Here is a 23,323-nt window from a genome sequence, read left to right on the forward strand (position 1 = left end):
GAGCATCTCATGGCCGTTTATGGTTATAATTCCGTCTGATATGTATAAATAACCAGTAAGTGATACGTTATGATGGATCCTTCTCTACTACTCGATGGCCTGAACGATAAACAACGTGAAGCGGTTGCTGCTCCACTACAGAATCTGCTTGTATTAGCCGGAGCCGGGAGTGGTAAAACAAGGGTGTTGGTTCATCGTATTGCCTGGTTGATGGCGGTCGAAGATGCCTCGCCGTTTTCGGTTATGTCGGTGACATTTACCAATAAAGCCGCAGCGGAAATGCGGGGACGGATTGAAGAGCTCATGATGGGCAGTGCATCCGGAATGTGGAACGGGACGTTTCATGGCATTTGTCATCGTATTCTTCGTGCACATTATCTTGATGCTAAACTTCCGGAAGATTTTCAGATTCTGGATTCAGATGATCAGCAGCGGTTAATCAAACGTCTGATTAAGGCTCAGAATCTGGATGATAAGCAATGGCCTGCCCGTCAGGTTGCCTGGTGGATTAACGGCAAAAAAGACGAAGGATTACGGCCTCAGCATATTGATAGCTTTCAGGATCCGATTACCAGTATCTATATTCAGCTATACCGGGCGTATCAGGAGGCCTGCGACCGGGCCGGCTTGGTTGATTTTGCTGAAATACTGTTGAGAGTTCAGGAACTGCTGAGAGAAAATAAATTTATCCGTGAGCATTATCAGGCCCGTTTTAAACACATTCTGGTTGATGAATTTCAGGATACCAACAATATTCAGTATGCCTGGTTGCGTTTGATGTGTGGCCCGGATACCCACGTTATGATTGTTGGTGATGATGACCAGTCTATTTACGGCTGGCGCGGAGCAAAAGTTGAAAATATCGAAAAATTCACCCGGGAGTTTTCCGAGGTCAAAACCATTCGTCTGGAACAGAATTACCGTTCCACTAAAACCATTCTGAAAGCGTCGAATACCCTGATTGCCAATAACACGGAGCGTATGGGGAAAAGCTTATGGACAGACGGACAGGAAGGTGAACTAATCTCGGTGTACTCTGCCTATAACGAACTGGATGAAGCCCGCTTCGTTGTGAATAAAATCAAAGAGTGGCAGGACAAAGGCGGGGCATTGACAGAAACGGCATTGCTTTACCGGAATAATGCGCAATCACGGGTATTGGAAGAAGCACTGCTTCAGTCCGGTTTACCGTATCGTATTTATGGCGGTATGCGTTTCTTCGAGCGACAGGAAATCAGAGATGCCCTTGGTTATCTGCGTTTGATTGCTAACCGTAATGATGATGCGGCCTTTGAACGAATCGTGAATACTCCTACCCGGGGGCTGGGAGAAAAGACGCTGGAAACGGTTCGGTTTGCCGCTCGTGACAGAGGGTGTACATTATGGCAGGCGTGCCAGTCATTACTGGATGAAAAAGTTCTGGTTGGCCGGGCCGGAGGCGCTCTGGGGCGGTTTATGGAACTGATTAATGCCTTGGAAGATGATACCGGTGAGATGACATTGAATGGACAAACGGACCATGTTATTAAAGCCTCTGGCCTATACGCAATGTATGAGCAGGAAAAAGGGGAAAAATCCAAGGCCCGGATTGAGAACCTGGAAGAACTGGTGACAGCGACCCGGCAATTTGAAAAACCGGAAGAAGCAGAAGATATGTCCATGCTGACTGCCTTTCTGACACATGCGGCTTTAGAGTCCGGGGAAGGGCAGGCTGATGAATTTGACGATGCTGTCCAGTTGATGACTCTTCATAGTGCTAAAGGCCTTGAATTCCCGATGGTATTTATGGTTGGAGTCGAAGAAGGCATGTTCCCAAGTCAGATGTCAGTAGAAGAAGCCGGCCGGTTGGAGGAAGAGCGGCGTCTTTGCTATGTCGGTATGACACGGGCAATGCAGAAGCTCTATATTACTTATGCTGAGATGCGGCGATTATACGGACAGGATAAGTATCATAAGCCATCTCGGTTTATTAAAGAATTACCCGAATCCTGTCTGGATGAAGTGCGCATGAAAGCGAAAGTCAGCCGGCCTTCGAATAGCGGCCGTTTCAGTCAGAAAGTGGTAAAGGAAAGCTTTAATGAAACCGGATTTAGTCTGGGCTCCCGGGTAAAACATCCTAAATTTGGTGAAGGAACCATTATTAATTTTGAAGGCACCGGTCCGCAAAGCCGGGTTCAGGTGGCGTTCAATGGTGAGGGTATTAAGTGGCTGGTGACGGCTTATGCCAAACTGGAAAAAATGTAAAAAGAAAAACCCCGAGAGCATCGCTCATCGGGGTTATAGTCTCACTCGCAGCAATCCGGCTACTAAGAGGTGCTCCCTGCATCTAATCCTTGATAGTCTGCTGAAAATCCCTCAGCTCAATCCTTACATCGCCTTCCTAGCGGTGTCCTAAACCTTATCCCGGTCAGTTAACAGTCCTCGTTAACTCTCATCACTAATCCTTAGTGGTGTCCTTACATCATCCTGATGTTAAATCCTGCCCTGTCCAGAGGGGTGTCCATTTCCGTCCTTAGTCATCACCATCCTGGTAATGATAAGCATCCCTTCCATGTCCATTTTCAGCGTCCTGCCGATGGATTAATATTATCGAATCTGACTTTTTACGCAATCAAAAGAAAACGATTACAATAAACCGGAAAGTTAAAGATTTTATGGTTTTTATTACAAATCAGCACCTTAATGGCATTCTGTTCGGTTTGTCCGGGAAAAATATAGTCATATCCTTACTTCTTTGTAAGAGATCTCTTACAAAGTGATCAGATAAAGGAAGTGTATTTGCTATGATTTAACATTATTTGAGTGGCTTGAGATGATATAACTATGGCAATTTTATGAATATAAATTCGATAAAATTGCCAATAGGTTAATCTAAATGAATAAAAAATAATCTGAATAATGAATCAGGCCGTGGTATCCGGCCTGTTTTTAAGAGCATTGATGAGTGTTTTTGAACGCCGGTTTTTAAGTCCGTCCAGACTGAAAATGATCAAAGCTCCCCAGATGAATGTAAATGTGATGGCCTTGTCTGTACTGAATGTTTCGCCATAAACGATAACGGCCAGAAGAAACATTATGCTGGGGCCGATATACTGGAAAAACCCCAGTGTTGATAAACGTAATCTTTTTGCCGCTCCGGCAAAACACAGTAAAGGAATGGTGGTAACAATCCCGGCACTGAAAAGCAGAAAATCAAGCCATAAACTGTTATTGGCCAGGTTGCTGGTGGGGGAATTGGCAAATCCTGTCAGGTAAATGGCCGCCACCGGAAACAGAACCAGAGTTTCGATAAACAGGCCTGTCACGGCGTCAACGGCAATTTTTTTTCTCAGTAATCCGTAAAAACCGAAGCTTAAGGCCAGTGCAATGGCAACAAAGGGAATAGAGCCAAAGACAAACAGTTGAACAGCGACACCAGCCATTGCTAAGGTTACGGCTAGCCATTGCATTTTTCTCAAACGTTCCTGAAGAAAAACCAATCCCAGAATGACATTAATGATTGGATTAATAAAATAGCCTAAACTGGCATCCAACATATGATTATTACTGATTGCCCAGATAAAAATCAGCCAGTTGGATCCAACTAACAATGAGGTAATACACAATAATGCGATGGTTTTACCTGAGCGAAATAGCTGCCTTATTAAGCCCCATTGACGGCTGATATGAATGAGCAGGGACAACAATACAAATGACCATACAACACGGTGAGACAGAATTTCAAATGGAGAAACCAGTGTTAGCTGTTTAAAATAGATGGGAGCAATTCCCCACAATAAATAGGCGGCAAGAGCAAATATCACGCCTTTTTGTGCCTGCTGCTGTTCTTCCTGAATCATTACTTTCCTTAATACATCAAAAAAATGGGATCACATTGGCAGTATAACGTGAGTTATTGACATAATGCTCGTATTAATCCGTGTTAATTCATGCGTTGATTTTCGGTTTCAATCCATGGATCGACCGATTACAATACTCACCCTGATATATAATGCTTATTCACCCGTTTTGATGAAAAATCGTTTATGACCACCACTTCGACAGCAGAACAGATAATTGAAATAAATTCAGATTCAGAGAGCATTCTGCGTTCTGTTTTTGGTTATCAGACATTCCGGGTAGGCCAGAAAGAAGTGATTGATGCGGTGCTTGCCGGTCGTGACTGTGTGGTGATTATGCCAACCGGTGGTGGTAAGTCGCTTTGTTATCAGGTCCCAGCGTTGGTTTGTTCTGGCCTGACATTGGTTATTTCACCGCTTATTTCGTTGATGAAAGATCAGGTGGACCAGTTAAAAGCAAACGGTGTGGCAGCTGAGTGTATCCATTCATCTATGGTACGGGATGACCTGATGGATGTGTACCAACGGGTTAATTCCGGTCGGTTAAAACTGCTTTATGTGTCACCGGAACGGGTGTTGATGGACAATTTTATGGACCATCTGACCAATCTACAGCTGTCAATGATCGCGGTCGATGAAGCGCATTGTATTTCTCAGTGGGGGCATGATTTTCGTCCTGAATACGCGGCTTTGGGACAGTTAAAACAACGATTTGATCACGTTCCTGTGATGGCCCTGACGGCAACCGCCGATGAAGCGACACGGGTTGATATCCGGCAACGGCTGCATCTCAGCGATCCTCATGTCTATATGGGAAGTTTTGATCGGCCAAATATTCGCTATACCTTAATTGAAAAGCATAAGCCGGTTTCTCAGGTAATCCGGTTTGTTTCGACTCAAAAGGGGCATTGCGGCATTATTTACTGCGGAAGCCGGAAAAAAGTCGAAATGCTGACAGAGAAATTATGTAATAACCACATTCGGGCTGCCGGTTACCATGCCGGAATGGATGCGGATGAACGGGCTTGGGTACAGGATGCATTCCAGAAAGATGATATCCAGATTGTGGTGGCAACCGTGGCTTTCGGGATGGGAATTAACAAACCCAATGTCCGATTTGTTGTCCATTTCGATATCCCGCGTAATATCGAATCGTATTATCAGGAGACGGGCCGGGCCGGTCGGGATGGTTTGCCGGCAGAAGCGATGATGCTTTACGACCCGGCGGATATTGGCTGGTTGCGGCGATTACTGGATGAAAAGGAAGAGGGCCCGCAGAAGCAGGTTGAAAGTCATAAACTGAATGCAATGAGTGCCTTTGCGGAAGCGCAAACATGCCGTCGTCAGGTGTTACTGAATTATTTTGGTGAATACCGGAAAGAACCCTGTGGTAATTGCGATATCTGTTTGGACCCCCCTAAACGGTTTGATGCAACAGAACAGGCTCAGAAAGCCTTATCCTGCGTTTACCGGGTTAATCAGAATTTTGGTATTGGCTATGTCGTGGAAGTGTTACGAGGCATGCAAAATATCCGGATCCGGGAAAATGGGCATGATAAGCTTTCAACGTACGGTATTGGTAAAGACTACAGTCATGATTACTGGGTCAGTATTTTTCGCCAGTTAATCCATAAAGGATTATTACAGCAAAATATTACCCGTAATTCGACATTGCAACTGACAGAAGAAGCCCGGCCATTATTACGGGGAGAGATAGAACTTGAACTTGCGGTTCCCCGTCTTGATACGGCCGCCCGGACAGCCAAATCCGATAAGCTGTCAGGTAAACATTACGATAAAAAGCTGTTTGCGAAATTACGTAAGCTGAGAAAATCGATTGCAGATGATGAAAATATCCCGCCGTATGTGGTTTTTAATGATGCCACTTTGATTGATATGGCCGAAATTCTACCCACGTCATATGGCGAGATGTTAGCGGTTAACGGTGTCGGGCAACGCAAGCTGGATAAGTATGCGGATTCATTTCTGGATTTAATTCAGGAGCATCTCACGTATCATGGCTGATGTATTGGTTCAGGACTATCTCAGAGACGATGGCAAGATAATACTGATTTATCCGGGTTTCGATTTTGATCAATTTATCGTTATTGCAGAGAAACTGGTTAATGTGTTATCAGCTCAGGTTATTGAAAAACAGTGTGATGCGGATTTGTTATCCTGGTTAATTCGTTATAACGGTCATTCTTTTTTACTTCGTGCTGAACACTATACCGGCTCACTCTGGATTGAATCATTATCCGTCAGACATTCTGTGAGTGTTATGGATGAAATGGTTCGACAAATCGATTACGGTTCATTTCTGAACATTTCAGCAGAATAACACGCCATTTATTTTCCCCGATTATCCGAAATTTCCCCGTTCGGATTTTCAATTTCCGGTTATCAACGTATTAACTGTGATCTCTCCTGATTCTTCACTCAACATAACACGTTAGTATGTGCCTAAATTTTAATCTTATATTTTAACGCCAAACTTAGGTTTGAAAGGAGTCGATATGGCCGTTTATACCGTTGAACGTGATTACCACCTTGATGGCAGGATGAGTAAAACAATTCTTGACGATCATCTCCGGGCTGTGGTTGCTGAAAGTGGTATTCGCGAAGGATATATCATGATTTTTGTTGCCGGTTGTGTGTCGGGACTGGCCATTACCGAGGCAGAGCCGGGAATCATGGAACACGATATGGATTACATGTTTGAAAAAGCAATAGGCGTTCCCTATGGCGATAACTTTGCCGATGGAACCCCGTATCGTCACCATGAAACATGGAATGATGACAATGGCGCAAGTCATCTCAGAGCACTTTTGCTTCATCATTCATTCTCTGTTCCGGTTGTGGATGGCCGGGTAATGCTGGGGCCATGGCAAAATGTTTTGCTGATTGAATGTGATACCGGACCAAGAACCCGGACTATCTGGTATCAGGTTCAGGGAGAGCGTTAATTGTGCAGTTCCGTTACCGAAGCAAGGCTTTGGTCCCACTGATTTATGAAGACCAGAGCCACTAAAAACCGGTGATTCTTTTTATTCCAGACGTTTATGAAAACGTAATGAAGCAACACAAATTCCCAATACGGTGAAACCGGCCAGCCAGAGAACATCATTTTTCAACATCATCAGAGATGCGCTTTTAAGTACGATTGCCCGTATCATCCGCATAAAGTGGGTTGCTGGTAGGGCCTCTGCTATCCATTGAGCCGCCTCTGGCATGGCATCATAAGGAAACATGAATCCGGAAAGAAGAATGGAAGGCAACAGTATAAAGACGGTTAACTGCATGGCCTGTAATTGTGTTTTGGCGATGGTGCTGATCACCAGTCCCAATGTCAGACTGGCGAAAATAAACAGTAACGCGGCGGTGAATAATGTGATTAGCCCTCCCCGGACCGGGACGCCGAACAGAAAGTGACCAACGACCAGAATAATGGTGACCTGAATCAGACCGACCAGAACGAAAGGAATGATTTTCCCAATCATCAATTCCATGGGTTTGATTGGGGTGGTGATCAGAAACTCCATATTGCCATGTTCTCGTTCCCGGACAATGGCAGCAGAGGTGAACATCACCATGGTCATGGTCAGAATAATGGCGAGTAATCCGGGCACTATATTGATGACAGTCCGTTGCTCCGGATTGAAATACTGAACGACTTCAAAGCTTGGTACGGATTGCTGAACGGCCCGGCCGGCCAGCTCATTAAGAGGCATGGAACGTAAACTTCTGACGGTGGAGGCGATTAACGTGTCTGAGCCATCGACTATCCACTGGGCAACCGGACGGGTGAAAGGCGTTTTCTCCTGTTTGGAATTAAACGCCGGATGGCGGACTAAGCGTTGATAGAAATCGTCTGGTATGAATAAAATGGCTTTTATTTCACCAGATGTCAGAGCAGCCTCAGCCTTAGACACAGATGGATAGGTATGTCTGATGTCCACGGCTTGTGATGCATCAACTGACTCAATCAGAGTCCGGCTCATCTGGCTGGAAGATAAGTCTACGACTCCGGCTGGTACATGTCTGACATCGGTATTAATGGCATAGCCGAACAGTAATAGTTGCACCAGTGGGATCATCACGATCATAGCAAATGTCATTCTGTCCCGGGCGAGCTGACGAAATTCTTTTGTCAGCATTGCTGTAATTCTAGCCCACATGCCGGCCTCCGGTACTGGATACAAAAACATCTTCCAGACTTGGTCTGACGTAGTTAAGGGAATGATTTGCCGAAAATGGCCGCAATAAAGCGATCGGATCAGGGTGCGATTCTCTGATCAAAACCCGGAGGCGGCTACCTATCTGAGAGGCGGAAATTACATCAGGGAGGGGAAGCAGGGATTGTTTTAATGCCCTCAGACCGTGCCCTTCAATTTCGATGATGCTGGATTTAAGATTGGACATCAGTTCTGAAGGTGAGCCATCTGCTCTTTTTACGCCATTGTCCAGAATACCGATACGGTGGCAGCGCTCGGCCTCATCCATATAGTGAGTGGAAACCAGAATGGTGGTACCGGAATCACACAAATCAAACAGCCGTTCCCAGAATTCCCGGCGGTTTTCCGGATCAACAGCTGACGTCGGTTCGTCAAGGAAAAGCAGGTCCGGAGAGTGGAGTGTTGCACAGGCCAGAGCCAGGCGTTGTTTTTGACCGCCACTCATAGAGCCGGATAACTGAGATTCTCTCCCTTTTAATTCATACAGATTGAGCAGTTCGGAAATCCGTTGTCTTTTCCGGCTTCCTTTCAGGCCATAAATGCTTCCGACAAAATTTAGGTTCTCCTCTACCGTCAGATTTTCATATAAGGAAAACTTCTGAGTCATGTATCCCAGGCGGGTTTTCAGTTGTTCCTCATTGCCTTTCAGTGGTTTCCCGAAGATATGGATATCGCCTGTCGTGGGCCTTAATAATCCGGTGAGAAGACGGATAGTTGTGGATTTACCACATCCATTCGGGCCAAGAAAACCGTAGATAATCCCTTTGGGGATGTTTAAATCCAATTGGTTGACAGCGGTTTGCCGTCCGAAAGTCCGGGTCAGATTTTCAGTCCGGATAACAGGAGTACCATCGTCATTCATGGCAGATGAACCTCCAGAGTGATCCCTGTAGGCAGGGTTTCAGCTTGCCTGATATCGATTTTGGTCAGATACATAAGACGGGAGCGATCCCGTTCGTTTAACGCATAATAAGGAGTAAAAGCTGGCTGCCGTCGGATATAGCGGATAGTTCCCTGATAGGGATTCGGTTTGCCGTCAATCTGAATCATGACGGTCTGGCCTTCGTGTATTTTGCCTAAAGCGGTTTGTGGTACATAAACCTGTGCATAAGGCCGGGATACGGTTTCAAGGCGAACCAGTGGTTCGTTCATGTTTACCCGGTTGCCTTCGAGCCACGGTAGCTGGACGACAGTACCTGATGATGGCGCAGTGATGGTGAGATCAGCGAGAGATTTTTGGGCCTGTTTGAGTGAACTTTCAGCGGCGGCCACTTTTGCTTTTAATTGTTCCAGAACTTCAGGACGGGTTCCGTTTTTTAAACGTTGCCACTGAGCCAGCGATTGTTCAGATAACTGACGTTTTTGGCGGTAATCGGTCTGAGTATTATCGAGTTCAGCCTGTCCGACGGTTTTGGTTTTGAAAAGTTTCCGGGTTCTCTGGTAAGCCAGCCGGGCTTTTTCTTCGATGGCTTTTGCGGCTTCATACTGGGCCTTGGCTGCCAGCTTGTCTTCTGAGCGTGCACCGTTTTCTTTTTCCTGAAGTGAAAATCTTGCCGTATTCAGATTTGCCTGCGCCTGCGCGACAGCAAGTTGTGCTGTTTCTGCGTTTATTTGCATTAAAGGCTGATGGGCGGAGACGTGATCTCCCTCATTGATATAGATGGACTGAATTTGTTCTGTCACAGGGGAGGATAATGTAATGGTATCTCTTTCCAGTGTTCCCATGGCAATGTGCTCGTCCGTTTGTTGCTGGCATCCGGAAAGAATCAGGGACAAAAAAAAGTAAATTGAAAACAGGCGCATAGCAGTTGTTACTCCCTATTTCCGGGCTCTTTGAACTGAAAAAGCCCTTCCAGCATAACCTGATGATTATGACTGGCCAGTTGATTCAGGAAAAGCTCGTTTGTTTCAATGCCAAACTCCTGAATTAAATATTTTGGGGCAATCAAAGGAAAAACCATCAGACTGATCATACTGAACTGGGCTAATTCCGGTTCAATGTTGTTATTAAAAGACCAATGAGGATTATCCGGTGAAAACCACTGACGAATGTGCATCAGGATATGATTAAAGATACTGCTCATGATATTAAAAGCTTCATCGCTGTCGCCGTGGTACATCACCCGCAGCATCAATCTGGGTAAGTCCGGATTGGCCGACATTACCCGGTAATAGGTTTGCATGATAGTTAAAGGATCGTTGGTCTTTAAAAGATCATGGCGTTTCTGAAGCGTTTGTAATACCGGCTCGATGGTTTCCAGTACCATGGCTTCAAACAGCCCGGCTTTCGACCCGAAATAATAGCGAATCATTGCCGCATCGACACCAGCTCGTCTGGCAATCTGTCTGGTTGACACCCGCTCATATCCTAATTGGGTAAAGCAATCTTTAGCCGCGTCAATCAGGTTATTCCTTGTTTGCGTTTCACCTTTTGGTCGTGACATAGGACGTCCTTTTACTCATCTCAGAAATATTCCCCGCCTGATGAATATAGAATTTTTCTGAATGAGATGACAGGAAGTTAATTCCACAAATTTCATCAAATGGTGAATTATGGAAAAAACGTGATGGTTGTGAAATTAAATTGCAAATGCAAATTAACCGGAAGTATCGGTGACCTCAAATTTATTTCATTCATAGCGTCTATATTTTAAAGCGTATTTTAAGTTTTTCTTAATTACGTAAGCTTAACGGTTTTTTCTGATCTCATCAGGGTGATCCGATACAGGCTTACCGGCTGGAAAGGTAAAATTGATATGCGTACGCCACTCAGAGATATGACTCCACCACCGGATTTGACTCAGAAGAAAGGGACGGGGCCGGTCAGAACTCAATTGCCGGTTTATTCCAATTCCCTGCCGCCCTGTAATTATGCCTGTCCGACCGGAAGTAATATTCAGGAATGGTTGTCCCTTGCTCAGGAAAAACGCTATGAAGAGGCGTTTCAGGAACTGATTCTGAATAATCCCTTGCCTGCTGTTCATGGCCGGGTGTGCTATCACCCCTGTGAAACGGCCTGTAACCGAACTCATGTGGATCAGGCGGTCAGTATTCATGCCGTTGAACGGTTTCTTGGTGATAAAGCATTGGCGGAAGGATGGCCGGTGCGTTATGACGCAAAACCAACAGGGAAAAGAGTGTTAATTGTTGGTGCCGGTCCGAGTGGCCTGGCAGCCGCTTATCATCTGAAACGCAAAGGTCATGATGTGGAAATTCATGAGTCCGCTTCGGTGGCCGGGGGAATGATGTTATTTGGTATTCCGGCTTACCGTCTGCCCCGGGATATCTTAAAACAGGAAATTCAGCGAATTGAAAAAATGGGTATCCGGATTGTGCTTAATCACATGGTAGAAAATTTACTGGCAGAAAAAGTGTCCGGCCAGTTTGATGCGGTGTTTATTGCCATTGGAGCCCATGTCGGCCGGGGTGTCAGCCTTTCCAGTCAGGATCATGACAGTACCTATGATGCGGTTTCTTATCTGCGCAGTAATGAACTAGGTGATGCTCCTGATTTGGGCGCCAGGGTGCTTGTTTACGGAGGCGGTAATACCGCAATGGATGCCGCCCGGACAGCACGGCGTAAAGGCGCTGAGGTGTCAGTTGTTTATCGCCGGGACAGGGAACATATGCCTGCGCATGATTTTGAATGTCAGGAAGCGATGGAAGAAGGCATTAGCTTTCACTGGCTGAGAACCATCAATCAGATTGATGAAACCACGGTTACGCTGGAAAAAATGGAGCTGAACGAAGAAGGATATCCTATGCCTGTCGGGGAGTTTGAGTTGGTTCAGGCCGATTCTCTTATTCTGGCTCTGGGCCAGAATATTGATTCAAAGCTGACCCGTAATTTGCCCGGCGTTGAACATGATCAGGGTGGAGTTGTGACGGTTAATGAGCAAATGATGACCGGGTATCCGGGCGTGTTTGCCGGTGGTGATATGGTTCCCAGTGAAAGAACCGTCACTATTGCGGTGGGGCATGGGAAAAAAGCTGCAGCTCATATCGATGCCTTTTTACATGGACGGACTTATCACAAAGAAAGTAAGAGACCGCTGGTCAAATACGATCAGTTACACCTTTGGTATAAAACGGATGCAGATCAGCAGGCACAACCGGCTATAGCCCCGGAAATCCGAATGGAGAGCTTTGATGAGGTTGTCGGAGGATTAACGGAAGAAGAGGCACATTTTGAGGCACAGCGCTGCTATTCATGTGGTAACTGTTTTGAGTGTGATGGCTGCTATGGAGCCTGCCCTCATGATGCCATTATCAAGTTGGGAAAAGGTCATGGGTATCAGATTAATTATGAAAAATGTACCGGTTGTGGGGCCTGTTATGCTCAGTGTCCCTGCCATGCCATTGAAATGGTTTCGTCTGAAGTGAATCCGGAATAAGGAGTGAATGATGAATCGAACAAAACAGGCCGTCATGCACTCATGTGACGGAAATGAAGCGGCCGCCTATATCGCGTACAGAGTGAGTGAAGTTTGTGGTATTTTTCCGATCACTCCCTCTTCTGCGATGGCCGAATTTGCGGACCAGTGGGCCTCGGAAGGGAAAACTAATTTGTGGCACAATGTACCTCTGATTGCCGAAATGCAGAGTGAAGGAGGGGCTGCCGGTACTGTACACGGAGCACTACAGAGCGGAGCATTGACAACAACGTTTACGGCTTCTCAGGGATTGATGCTGATGTTGCCCAATATGTACAAAATTGCCGGGGAACTGACATCAACGGTTTTTCATGTCGCGGCCCGTTCTCTGGCTGCACAGGCATTATCTATTTTTGGTGATCATCAGGATGTGATGGCTGTGCGGGGAACCGGTTTTGCCCTGTTGGCTTCTTCATCGGTACAGGAAGCTCATGATATGGCTCTGATTGCTCATGCATCTACCCTACAGGCCCGTATCCCTTTTGTGCATTTTTTTGATGGTTTCCGTACTTCCCATGAAGTGAATAAAATCAGTCTGATACCGGATGATGTCATCCGGAGCATGATTTCCGATCAATGGGTAAGGGAGCATCGTGAGCGGGGGTTAAGGCCGGATAATCCGTTCATCCGGGGGACAGCGCAAAATCCGGATGTGTATTTTCAGGCCCGTGAGACGGTGAATCCGTTTTATCTGGCCACTCCGGACATTGTTCAGAAAAGTATGGATCAGCTTGCGGCACTGACCGGAAGACAGTACCGGCTGATGGAGTATTTTGGTGCCGGGGATGCGGAGCATATCGTGATTGCGATGGGGTCGGGGGTCGAAACCATCAAAGAAACTGTCAGTTATCTGGTATCGCAGGGGGAAAAAGTCGGCGGCGTTCAGGTACATTTATACCGGCCGTTGTCTGCCTGCCATTTGCTGGATGCCATACCTGAAACGGTCCGGGTTATCACCGTACTGGATCGCACGAAAGAAACCGGTTCGAATGGCGATCCATTATATCAGGATGTCATGACGGCCGTGGTGGAAAATGCCGACAGGTTTACGGTATTTCCCAGATTGATAGCCGGGCGTTATGGCCTGTCCAGTAAAGAGTTTACGCCGGCGATGGTCAAAGCCATCTTTGATAACCCTAAATCGGAAAAGGTTAAGCAGCATTTTACCGTTGGTATTAATGATGATGTTTGTGATTCCAGTCTGGATGTCGATGAATCGTTTGATATCGAATCCGGTGACATTGTCCGGGCTCTTTTCTTTGGTCTCGGCTCGGATGGTACAGTGGGAGCCAATAAAAATACCATTAAAATTATTGGTGAAGACCCGGATTATTTTGCTCAGGGTTATTTCGTTTATGACTCAAAAAAATCAGGTTCGAAAACCGAATCGCACCTTCGTTTCGGGCATCATCCGATTAATAGTCCATATCTGATTCAGTCTGCGAATTTTATTGCCTGTCATCAGGCTACGTTTATTGAAACGGTGAATATGTTGGATAAAGCAGCGATGGGGGCGACCTTTTTGCTGAATACGTCTGTGGAAAAAGACAAAGTCTGGATGTCGATTCCTGAGGCAATGCAGAAAAAACTGATTGAAAACCGGATGACATTTTACGTGATTGACGCGTATAAGGTTGCCCGTGAGACAGAGATGGGCAACCGGATTAATACCATCATGCAGACCTGTTTTTTTGCATTATCCGGGGTGATCGATAAACAGACTGCCGTGGGGAAAATAAAGCAGGCGATAAAGAAAACGTATTCCCGGAAAGGGGCCGGGTTGGTTGAGAAAAATTTCTCTGCGGTGGATCAGGCACTGGCGCATTTGCATCAGATTGACGTACCCGATGTTGTCTTTTCTTCGGTGACCGATAAAGCGACCGTAGCGGAAACTGCACCGGAATTTGTCCGCCAGGTGACGGCGGAAATGATTCGTGGTAAAGGCGACCGGATTCCGGTGTCGATGCTCCCGGAGGACGGAACATATCCTTCCGGTACCAGTCAGTGGGAAAAAAGAAACATTGCGCAGCGCATTCCTATCTGGGAGTCAGAGGACTGCATTCAGTGTGGAAATTGCAGCATTATCTGCCCGCATGCTGCAATCCGGGCTAAATTTTACGATAAATCCCGATTGAATGATGCTCCGGACGGGTATAAATCCGCAGGTATTACCGCGCGGGGGTTCCCGGATGCCCGGTATACTTTGCAGGTGTACCCGGAAGATTGCACCGGTTGTGGTTTGTGTGTGGATGCCTGTCCGGTGCAGAAACCGGTTAATGTCGGTCAGTTACCGCGTAAAGCGATCAATATGGAACTGAAAGCGCCTTATCTGGAAACGGAGAAAGAAAGCCTGATGTTCTTTGAAACCATTCCTTATAATGATCGTGCCCGGGTTGATTTCTCCCATGTCCGTGGTGTCCAGTTTCTGGAGCCGTTGTTTGAGTTTTCCGGAGCCTGTTCCGGATGTGGTGAAACACCATACCTAAAGCTGATTTCTCAGCTATTTGGTGACCGGATGATGATTGCCAACGCTACCGGATGCTCTTCTATCTATGGTGGTAATCTTCCGACGACCCCATGGGCAAAGAATAGTGCGAACAGGGGACCTGCCTGGTCTAATTCTTTGTTTGAAGATAATGCTGAATTTGGATTCGGGTTTCATCTGGCGGCAACAAAACAAAACGGTTTAGCCAGACAACTCTTAGCTGAGTTCAGGCACTTACTTGACCCTTTACTTGTCGATCAATTGCTGAATGCGGAGCAACTCATGGAATCCGACATTCAGGCCCAGATAAAACGGGTTGATGTTTTGAAACAGCAACTGGAGAGTATAGGTACGAACGACGCATATAACCTTATGTCTGTCGCGGATCAACTAATCAGACGCTCGATCTGGATTGTGGGCGGAGATGGCTGGGCCTATGATATTGGCTATGGTGGTCTGGATCATGTACTGGCAAGTGGTGCTGATGTCAATGTTCTGGTGATGGATACGGAAGTGTATTCGAATACCGGAGGGCAGATGTCAAAATCGACACCACTTGGTGCGGTGGCGAAATTTGCGGCGGCAGGTAAGCATTCGAATAAAAAAGACATCGCGCTTCAGGCGATTGCCTATAACAATGTGTATGTCGGCCGGATTGCTATCGGTGCCGATCCGCAACAGGCCATATTAACGATGCGTGAGGCTGAAGCCTACCGGGGGCCTTCATTGATCATTGCGTACAGTCACTGTATTGCTCATGGTATTAATATGAACGACGGACGACGTCAGCAACAACTGGCGGTTAAATCCGGGCACTGGCCGTTGTTCCGTTATAATCCGGCGTTGAGAGATAGTCATAAAAACCCGTTTACTCTTGACACCTTGCGTCCGACGGTGCCGCTCAGTGAATATCGTTTGAATGAAGCCAGATACCGGGAATTGTACGATGCCGATCCGGAAACATCAAAACAGATTTTAGCTCAGGCTCAGCAGTCCGTTGACAGTAAATGGCAGTTTTATGAAGAACTTGCGATGCGGTCTTCCAGTGTTGCTGTACCTCATTTTGAATACAATGTTCGTTGAAGAAAAATCGCTTAAATAAATCCGGGAAGATATTTAAGCGGTTCTATAAAAGCGAATCGAATTTAAAAATATGAGTTTTTGACAAGCTTATAATATCTGTTGGGTCGGGGTTAGTTTCCTGCCTTCAGAATTGAATAATAGCGAATCATTGTTTCATATTTTATTTATGCTACCGACACTAAATGTATTTTTACTGTGAATATATTTAATTCGAGAAATATTTATTATTAATCATTTAAATGATAGTAAGTTAATTCAATCATGTTACTCATTCACGAGTTATTAAGTATAAGCAGAGAGATTTGAATTGCAGTATCTTTATGAAATGTAGATAAAAATGTAGCTAAAAGCTAACATCTTCCGCTAAATCCTACAGAATTTATTATTTTATCCTGCCCAAAAATCACCACTAATGATTGTTTTGTTAATAAATTAACTATATTCTAACATTTCTGAAATCCATTATTAAGCAGAATAGTTCTTTCCCGAATTATCGGTATTAATTCGTTTCTTAGTCGTCAGGCTATGTAGCTAATACTGGTGTCATATGAGTGGGATAAATGAGCTTTTCGAGTTGTGTTCAATATGCTCTGGGGTTTTATTTTATGAAAAATACACCAAGCGTAAGAGTGTTTGTTCCTTTACTCGTTTTATCCTTATCGGGATGTGGAGGTGGTGATGAAGTGAGTACCGGCACTACCAGCAATAGTAGCTATGCGTATTATATCGATGCTGCTGTTAGTGGGATTAGCTATTCATGTGGTTCATTATCCGGAACGACGGATTCGGATGGAAAATTCTTTTTTGAACCCGGTTCAAGCTGCACTTTCTCTTTAACCTACACGGATTCCGATGGTAACCCGCAGTCTTTTGCGTTAAAGACGATCTCAGCTGACAAGACGGCCGAGCTGATCAGCGGGGCGGAGTATCAGGAAAAAGACAGTACTGTTGCTCAGGTTCTTCAGTCTCTTGATACCGATAGTAATAATAATTCAATCACGATATCCCCGGAGACGGTTGCTTCGGTGATCAATGCAGCGAAAAGGGCGGCGGAAACGAAAGGAGACAGTCTTAATATCAGCAGTGCTGATACCTTTATGTCCGCGTTCAATACCTATGCCGCGGAGATGGAAGCCAGCGTTGATGGTCTTGATGTTGTCACGTCTGAAGAAGCCACGACGCATTTAATCAATACGATTTTGCTGGACCGTAGGTTGCTTGATGTCGGTAATGCCAGTGGCGCCATTTATTCCACTTTCTCTTTTTCCGATTCCGATGAGGACGGACTGGCCGATGCGGTTTCTTATGTGGATCATCTGGGCAGTGACGATGGTGAAGCATCCCTCTCATTTAATGACAGCGAGGGCACAGCGACGTTGACGAAGGCCGATAATACGCAATACACGCTTCGTTATGTCTATGATGAAGACAACGATATTTTCTATCTTGAGATGACGCATGCATTAGCATCCGATGGCAGTACGCTGACGGAACGCCTTTACCCGATCACGGAAAAAGGCGCGGCAGAAAGTTATTTAGTCAGTACGATTCTGTCCGATACGACCATGTATCGCGCGGAAAGTGGTATGTCGTCTCCAAAAACCTGGCAGTCTTCTGACGCACAATCGGTGACTTATAATGCGTTCGTCCCCAGAGTGACCACGGTTGAGGATACTTCCACCACGACGATGTTCATCACCGGTTTCGATGAAGATTATCTGACGTACACCTATACCGAGGTAACCGGTGATGTGACCACCCGGGGACGTGGACGTATGTATTACGACTCAGCAAAAGCGACGGCGTATCTGGTGAGTTTAAATACGGATGATACTTCTGGATCATCGGACTCTTCCGATGCGACAACGACGGCATTCACGTTAGATATGGTGAATGACAAAACATTTTATACCAGTGACTTTCAGGAGCTGGTATTTAGTGATGCAAATACCGTGACCGTGCAAAGCACCAGTATGCTGAACTCAGAAGAAGACGGAACCTTTTCGGCGTCCTATTCGATTAACAGTAGTGGTGGATTAGTGATTGGAGCAGGTAATGGTAATGCGGCCGCGACGTTGACGCTAACCGAGGTGGGTGACGATTATTATAAAGTGACATTAACCGCCGGGCGTAGCTCAAGAGACTTTACGATGTATACCAGTCTTGATGCATTGAAAAACGATTTGGTTGACGATGCGCTTCCCACCAGTGTCACGGATGACAGCGATGATTCGACGAATACAAATCATGCTGGTTTCGAATTGCTCACTCTTAAAGCGGAAGAGCTGTCGGATGATGGGCAGAAAATCAAAATTACAGTAACCGCTAACGGTAGTATTACGGATGCGTTAGCCACCGCGGCTGTTGATGGTGGCAGTAATCGCAATCTATTTGGGATTGAGATTAATGATAGTATCAATTGTGGACTTACTGTTGATGGCAGTACGGTGAGCTCTTTTTGTGTGAAAGGCTCCCGGAATCGTGGCCGGTTTGTGACTGATACGAGTTCAACCATTTCAAATTACACCCACACTGAGGATGGGAAAACCGTGACGTTTACCATTGATGCCAGTGTGATTCCGTCAAATAGTTTTGGTTATCTGGTTGTAGAGGCCACTATTGGTGACAATTTTGCCGGTTTTAACAATTTTGTCACGTTTAACAACGCCAATCCCGGGAATGGTATTTATGACGACATCGAGTTGGCTGCCAACTGGTCTGCAGACACGACGACCAGTGAGTGACAAGTAGATAAACCGATGTAATAAGGTTGGGTTCGATCCGTTCTCAATCCAAAGATAACAAGGACATGGCTCTGGCGATGTCCTTTTCCATCGTTCAGTGCTTCAGACTGGCGAGAGACAGGTTTCTTAACGGCTTCAGGCCGCTGAGTAATCCGGGGTGTTCTATCGTGCTCCGGTGCCGGGTCAGTAGTTGTTCATATAATTGCGTCAGTTTGTTGGTATTGGCACCGAGAGAAAAGGTATTCAGAACCCGTTCCCGGGCACAGGAGGACAGGTTTTCGGCAAGGGCATTATCATCCAGTAACGCCTCTGCCCGCTGACGTTTTCAATTCTCATGCTGCGTTCTTTGGCTATCAGGCGTTTGTACAGATAGACAATCGCGCCGACACCGGAGGAATCGAGGAAGGTGACGTTCGTCAGCTCCACTTCGATTTCGTTAAATTCCGGATTTGCGATCACTTTGTCTAACTGAGGCAGTGCGCTCTGGCTGCCATCGGCATCCAAATTGCCGGAAAAAATCAACGTGATTGTGTTGTCATTGTATGTTCTCGCCAGTAGTCCCATCGTCTTTCTCCTTCTGTCTGGTGGTGTAGTCGGTTGGGATGTACTGGTTTATTCATGATGTATGCCAGAATAAAAATATTTATTATTCAATTTCTTATAATGTTTGTGTGCGAGCTATTCAAAATGACATCACGGATTTCTCAAATTGAGAATCAATATAAAATGAGGGATTGCTGGCCGGAGAAAGGCGAAAAAGGGCTGATATAAAGGCTGGATAGAGTAAGAATAAGCTGGCGGAAATGCACCACACAATCCACGGTGAAAAAGAAAGGATTGTGTGGGTTTAATGGTGAGGGTTTAAGGGTTATTCTATATTTTGGATCTGCTCACGCATCTGTTCGATAAGCACTTTAAGCTCTACGCTGGATGCGGTGACTTCGGTATTGATGGACTTGGATGCCAGCGTGTTGGATTCACGGTTGAATTCCTGCATCATGAAGTCCAGACGACGGCCGATAGCTCCGCCTTTTTTCAGGATGTTCCGGGTTTCTTTTACGTGAGAATCAAGGCGGTCCAGTTCTTCTGCGACATCCGATTTCTGAGCCAGCAGGATAAGCTCCTGTTCGACCCGGTTGCTATCCAGTTCAACTTTGGCTTCTTCAAACTTGGAAAATAAACGGTTGCGCTGCCATTCAATGATTTCCGGCATCATGGTGCGTACTTTGGACACTTCGCCTGTGATTGTATCCAGACGCTGCTCAATTAACGCTTTCATGTTATCGCCTTCGCGGCCACGGGCAGCCAGAAAGTCTTCAATAGCATCATCAAAGGCGACCAGAAGTTCTTTACTGATGGCGTCGATATCCTGCTCCGGCGCTTCCATAACCCCTTGCCATTGCATCACCTGAAACGGATTAATGCGGCTCAGTTCTCCTGTCATATGCATGATGTGATTTGCAGCTTCAATGACCTGTTGCGCCAGTTTTTCATTGATGGTCAGTTCACTTTTTGCCGCCGGGTTGGCCTCATAGCGAAGATGACATTCCACCTTACCACGGGCCAGTTTTTGACGGAATCGATCGCGAAGAACAGGCTCAAGCCCACGAAACAGCTCTGGAAGACGGAAGTACGTTTCCAGATATCGTTGATTTACGGAGCGGATTTCCCATACCGCTGTTCCCCAATCAGCTTTGACTTCTTTGCGTGCGTACGCCGTCATACTGTAAATCATTTACGTTGTCCTTGGTTAAAAAATATCAATCTCTTTCTTTTTGAGATATTAGCATAAATACAAGGTTAAACGTTATCATTCCGACACGTTTGTGACAAAGGGATACAAGGAATGGTAAGCTGAAGGTTCAAACTATTAACAAGCGTTTATTTCCTATATAATCAGCGCCCAAATCATTCGTTCACCCAATTAAAGGTAGAAGCGTCATGCGTCCAAATAACCGTGCTGCCGATCAGGTTCGACCTATAAAAATTACCCGTCACTATACAGCTTATGCCGAAGGCTCTGTTTTGGTGGAGTTTGGTAATACCAAGGTATTGTGTAATGCCACAGTAGAAGACACTGTCCCCCGTTGGCTGAAAGGACAAGGGAAAGGTTGGGTGACCGCCGAATATGGTATGTTGCCAAGAGCAACCCATTCCCGTACCCGCCGCGAAGCAGCCAGTGGTAAACAGGGTGGCCGGACGATGGAAATACAGCGTTTGATCGGCCGTAGCCTTCGTGCCATTGTTGATTTAAAAGCGATGGGTGAAACCATGGTGACGGTCGATTGTGATGTCATCCAGGCTGATGGCGGTACCCGGACTGCATCGATTACCGGTGCGTGTGTGGCGTTGTGTGATGCGTTTGATAAGCTGGTTACCGATGGCAAGATGAAAGCCAACCCGATGAAAGGACTGGTTGCTGCGGTGTCAGTCGGTATTTTAGGTGATGATGTTCTGTGTGATCTTGAATACGTTGAAGATTCTTCCGCTGATACAGACATGAATGTCGTGATGACGGAAGATGGTCGTTTGATTGAAGTTCAGGGAACGGCGGAGGGCGAACCCTTTACCCATGATGAGCTGATGTTGTTGCTGGAATCGGCTAAAAAAGGCATAGAAGCCATTGTCGCCGCGCAGAAAGCGGCACTGGAAGATTAGTTTTGACTGGATAGCTCCTTTGACAGGGGCTATTTTTTTGTTAGTTCATAGTGATTGTTACAAGCGAAGCTTGATTTAGGAAAGAGAGAGAAGCGATGAAAGCGTACCAGCGTGAATTTATAGAATTTGCTTTGGAAAAACAGGTTCTTAAATTTGGGGAATTTACTTTAAAGTCTGGCCGTAAGAGCCCATATTTTTTTAATGCTGGTTTGTTTAATACAGGTCGCGACCTTGCCCGTTTGGGCCGTTTTTATGCGGCAGCATTAGTGGATTCCGGTATTACTTATGATGTGCTGTTCGGCCCTGCTTATAAAGGGATTCCAATTGCAACCACAACGGCGGTGGCTCTGTCTGATCATCACGATGTTGATACGCCATATTGCTTTAACCGTAAAGAAGCCAAAGATCATGGTGAAGGTGGCAATCTGGTGGGAAGTGCTCTGGAAGGGCGTATTATGCTGGTTGATGATGTAATTACCGCCGGTACCGCTATCCGTGAGTCGATGGAAATCATTCAAGCCAATAAAGCGGATTTGGCCGGTGTATTGGTGGCGATTGACCGCCAGGAAAAAGGCAAGGGTGAGTTGTCGGCGATTCAGGAAGTCGAACGTGATTTCGGCTGTTCAGTCGTTTCCATTGTCAGTCTGAGCGATCTGATCACCTATCTGGAAGAAAAAGGGGATGAAGCCGAACATCTGGATGCTGTGAAAGCGTACAGAGCGCAGTATGGGGTTTAGTTTTTCAGTGTTCAGTTTTTCGTATTCGGAAGAAAAGGAAGTTTAGATAAGCTTCCTTTTTAATATATGCGTTGAATCATTAATAGTATTACCAACTGTCTACTGAAAAACTGAAAACTATTAACTATATATCTTCTTCCCGTCTCTTTGCGTTTGCAGAAGAAATAAATTCCACATGTACTGTTCCGGCCTTGGGATCAAAAGATCTTCAATGGCCTTATTCATGGCTCTGGCGTCCTGTTCTTCATCCCCTGTCGGGAAGTTTTCCAGAGCAGGCAGAATATGAACTTCGTATTTGGAGGTTTTATCATTGTATGCGGGCAGGATTGGAATTACCTTGGCTTTTGACAGGCGGGCCATTTTACCAAAGCCTTTCAGCGTGGCCTTTTCTGTAGCAAAGAAAGGGACGAACACCGAATTTTGCGGGCCATGATCTTCATCCGGGAGCCAATAACCGATGTAGCCGTCTTTGATTGAACGGACAAACGGTTTTACGCCGGCATTACGGGCAAAAATCCGGCCGCCATACTGCATGCGCTGGACATGCATCAGCCAGTCTCCGATAGGGTTACGCTGCGGCTTCATGATGGTAGTGACTTTGTAGCCTCTGGCGGCCAGCATCACCGCCGGATAGTCAACGGCCCATGCATGTGGCGCAAGAATGATGACGTTTTCCCCCGCATCCAACAGCGGAATAATATTTTCTTCACCAATCATGACACCACGGTTCTGGTTATGTCTGGTTGAGCGAACCAGAAATTCAGAATAGCCGAGTATATACTGAGCGGCCTTCACAAACGTTTCTTTTACGATTTTTTCCCGTTCCTGAGCTGATTTTTCCGGAAAACAATATTCCAGATTGGTTCTTGCCCGGCGAACAACGCGGCCGTTTTTATTGACGATGAGCGTGGAAATTTTTCTGGCAATGCCATCCCGTAATTTTGGGGGAATATAAGCCAGCAGTGCTGCAAAGAATACGCCCAGCCACATTCCCCAGTGGCGGGGATGCAGAAATGACCACTGAAATCTGGGATCATGCAAATAGGCATCAATACTGTTTTTTTTCGGGGCGTCCTGATCTGAACTCATTCAACAAAAGCCTTTTTATA

At 46.0% G+C, this 23,323-nt stretch carries 17 protein-coding genes; 9 read left to right on the plus strand and 8 right to left on the minus strand.

Annotated elements, in window-relative coordinates; all coding sequences use genetic code 11:
* Positions 1 to 69 precede the first annotated feature (69 nt).
* Positions 70 to 2,244 carry a DNA helicase II gene (gene uvrD, locus LRQ06_RS07275; protein WP_232765730.1) on the plus strand — a complete coding sequence of 725 codons (2,175 nt, stop codon included), beginning with the start codon at positions 70 to 72 and terminating at the stop codon, positions 2,242 to 2,244.
* A gap of 659 nt (positions 2,245 to 2,903) precedes the next feature.
* Here uvrD and rarD read toward each other — a convergent pair.
* On the minus strand, positions 2,904 to 3,839 hold the full coding sequence (gene rarD / locus LRQ06_RS07280; protein ID WP_232765731.1) for an EamA family transporter RarD: 936 nt from the start codon (positions 3,837 to 3,839) through the stop codon (positions 2,904 to 2,906).
* A 186-nt stretch (positions 3,840 to 4,025) separates the two neighbouring features.
* Here rarD and recQ point away from each other — a divergent pair, with 186 nt between their 5' ends.
* The 3 genes from recQ (at position 4,026) to LRQ06_RS07295 (ending at position 6,805) form a co-directional block, all read left to right on the plus strand.
* Complete coding sequence (recQ, locus tag LRQ06_RS07285; RefSeq protein ID WP_232765732.1) at positions 4,026 to 5,864, plus strand: ATP-dependent DNA helicase RecQ; 1,839 nt, start codon at positions 4,026 to 4,028, stop codon at positions 5,862 to 5,864.
* Positions 5,857 to 6,180 (plus strand): DUF3630 family protein, encoded by a 324-nt coding sequence (locus LRQ06_RS07290; protein WP_232765733.1) that lies wholly within the window; start codon positions 5,857 to 5,859, stop codon positions 6,178 to 6,180. The genes recQ and LRQ06_RS07290 overlap by 8 nt, the downstream gene beginning before the upstream one ends.
* A 175-nt stretch (positions 6,181 to 6,355) precedes the next feature.
* A complete protein-coding gene (locus LRQ06_RS07295; RefSeq protein ID WP_232765734.1) occupies positions 6,356 to 6,805 on the plus strand; it encodes a secondary thiamine-phosphate synthase enzyme YjbQ in 450 nt (149 codons plus the stop codon).
* Positions 6,806 to 6,886: 81 nt separating this feature from the next.
* Here the strand turns inward: LRQ06_RS07295 and LRQ06_RS07300 are convergent, their stop codons facing one another.
* Genes LRQ06_RS07300 through LRQ06_RS07315 form a run of 4 tightly spaced genes read right to left on the minus strand, consistent with a single transcriptional unit; the run spans position 6,887 to position 10,518 of the window.
* Complete coding sequence (locus LRQ06_RS07300; protein ID WP_232765735.1) at positions 6,887 to 8,017, minus strand: ABC transporter permease; 1,131 nt, start codon at positions 8,015 to 8,017, stop codon at positions 6,887 to 6,889.
* A complete protein-coding gene (locus LRQ06_RS07305) occupies positions 8,007 to 8,936 on the minus strand; it encodes an ABC transporter ATP-binding protein (protein WP_232765736.1) in 930 nt (309 codons plus the stop codon). The genes LRQ06_RS07300 and LRQ06_RS07305 overlap by 11 nt, the downstream gene beginning before the upstream one ends.
* The gene (locus LRQ06_RS07310) at positions 8,933 to 9,877 is read right to left on the minus strand and encodes an HlyD family secretion protein (RefSeq protein ID WP_232765737.1); all 945 of its coding nucleotides are present in this window, start codon (positions 9,875 to 9,877) and stop codon (positions 8,933 to 8,935) included. Before LRQ06_RS07310 ends, LRQ06_RS07305 begins: the two co-directional genes overlap by 4 nt.
* A gap of 8 nt (positions 9,878 to 9,885) precedes the next feature.
* The gene (locus LRQ06_RS07315; RefSeq protein WP_232765738.1) at positions 9,886 to 10,518 is read right to left on the minus strand and encodes a TetR/AcrR family transcriptional regulator; all 633 of its coding nucleotides are present in this window, start codon (positions 10,516 to 10,518) and stop codon (positions 9,886 to 9,888) included.
* A gap of 312 nt (positions 10,519 to 10,830) precedes the next feature.
* Here LRQ06_RS07315 and LRQ06_RS07320 point away from each other — a divergent pair, with 312 nt between their 5' ends.
* The 3 genes from LRQ06_RS07320 (at position 10,831) to LRQ06_RS07330 (ending at position 18,819) form a co-directional block, all read left to right on the plus strand.
* Entirely contained in the window at positions 10,831 to 12,468 is a 1,638-nt protein-coding gene (locus LRQ06_RS07320) for an NAD(P)-binding protein (RefSeq protein ID WP_232765739.1), read from the plus strand.
* A gap of 7 nt (positions 12,469 to 12,475) precedes the next feature.
* Positions 12,476 to 16,075 carry a pyruvate:ferredoxin (flavodoxin) oxidoreductase gene (gene nifJ / locus LRQ06_RS07325; protein WP_232765740.1) on the plus strand — a complete coding sequence of 1,200 codons (3,600 nt, stop codon included), beginning with the start codon at positions 12,476 to 12,478 and terminating at the stop codon, positions 16,073 to 16,075.
* A 605-nt stretch (positions 16,076 to 16,680) separates the two neighbouring features.
* Entirely contained in the window at positions 16,681 to 18,819 is a 2,139-nt protein-coding gene (locus tag LRQ06_RS07330) for a hypothetical protein (protein ID WP_232765741.1), read from the plus strand.
* A gap of 243 nt (positions 18,820 to 19,062) precedes the next feature.
* Here the strand turns inward: LRQ06_RS07330 and LRQ06_RS07335 are convergent, their stop codons facing one another.
* Together LRQ06_RS07335 and LRQ06_RS07340 are read right to left on the minus strand one after the other, a co-directional pair.
* Positions 19,063 to 19,383 (minus strand): STAS domain-containing protein, encoded by a 321-nt coding sequence (locus LRQ06_RS07335; protein ID WP_232765742.1) that lies wholly within the window; start codon positions 19,381 to 19,383, stop codon positions 19,063 to 19,065.
* 304 nt (positions 19,384 to 19,687) lie between these two features.
* The gene (locus LRQ06_RS07340; RefSeq protein WP_232765743.1) at positions 19,688 to 20,554 is read right to left on the minus strand and encodes a YicC/YloC family endoribonuclease; all 867 of its coding nucleotides are present in this window, start codon (positions 20,552 to 20,554) and stop codon (positions 19,688 to 19,690) included.
* 206 nt (positions 20,555 to 20,760) lie between these two features.
* Between LRQ06_RS07340 and rph the strand changes: the two genes are divergently transcribed.
* Both rph and pyrE read left to right on the plus strand, forming a co-directional pair.
* Complete coding sequence (gene rph, locus LRQ06_RS07345) at positions 20,761 to 21,477, plus strand: ribonuclease PH (protein ID WP_232765744.1); 717 nt, start codon at positions 20,761 to 20,763, stop codon at positions 21,475 to 21,477.
* 95 nt (positions 21,478 to 21,572) lie between these two features.
* Positions 21,573 to 22,214 carry an orotate phosphoribosyltransferase gene (pyrE, locus tag LRQ06_RS07350; RefSeq protein ID WP_232765745.1) on the plus strand — a complete coding sequence of 214 codons (642 nt, stop codon included), beginning with the start codon at positions 21,573 to 21,575 and terminating at the stop codon, positions 22,212 to 22,214.
* 120 nt (positions 22,215 to 22,334) lie between these two features.
* Here pyrE and lpxM read toward each other — a convergent pair whose 3' ends face one another.
* Positions 22,335 to 23,303: a lauroyl-Kdo(2)-lipid IV(A) myristoyltransferase gene (gene lpxM / locus LRQ06_RS07355; RefSeq protein WP_232765746.1), complete on the minus strand. Its 969-nt coding sequence runs from the start codon at positions 23,301 to 23,303 to the stop codon at positions 22,335 to 22,337.
* Positions 23,304 to 23,323: the final 20 nt, after the last annotated feature.

It is taken from the genome of Vibrio salinus, from assembly GCF_021272385.1.
Lineage (GTDB): Bacteria > Pseudomonadota > Gammaproteobacteria > Enterobacterales > Vibrionaceae > Vibrio > Vibrio salinus.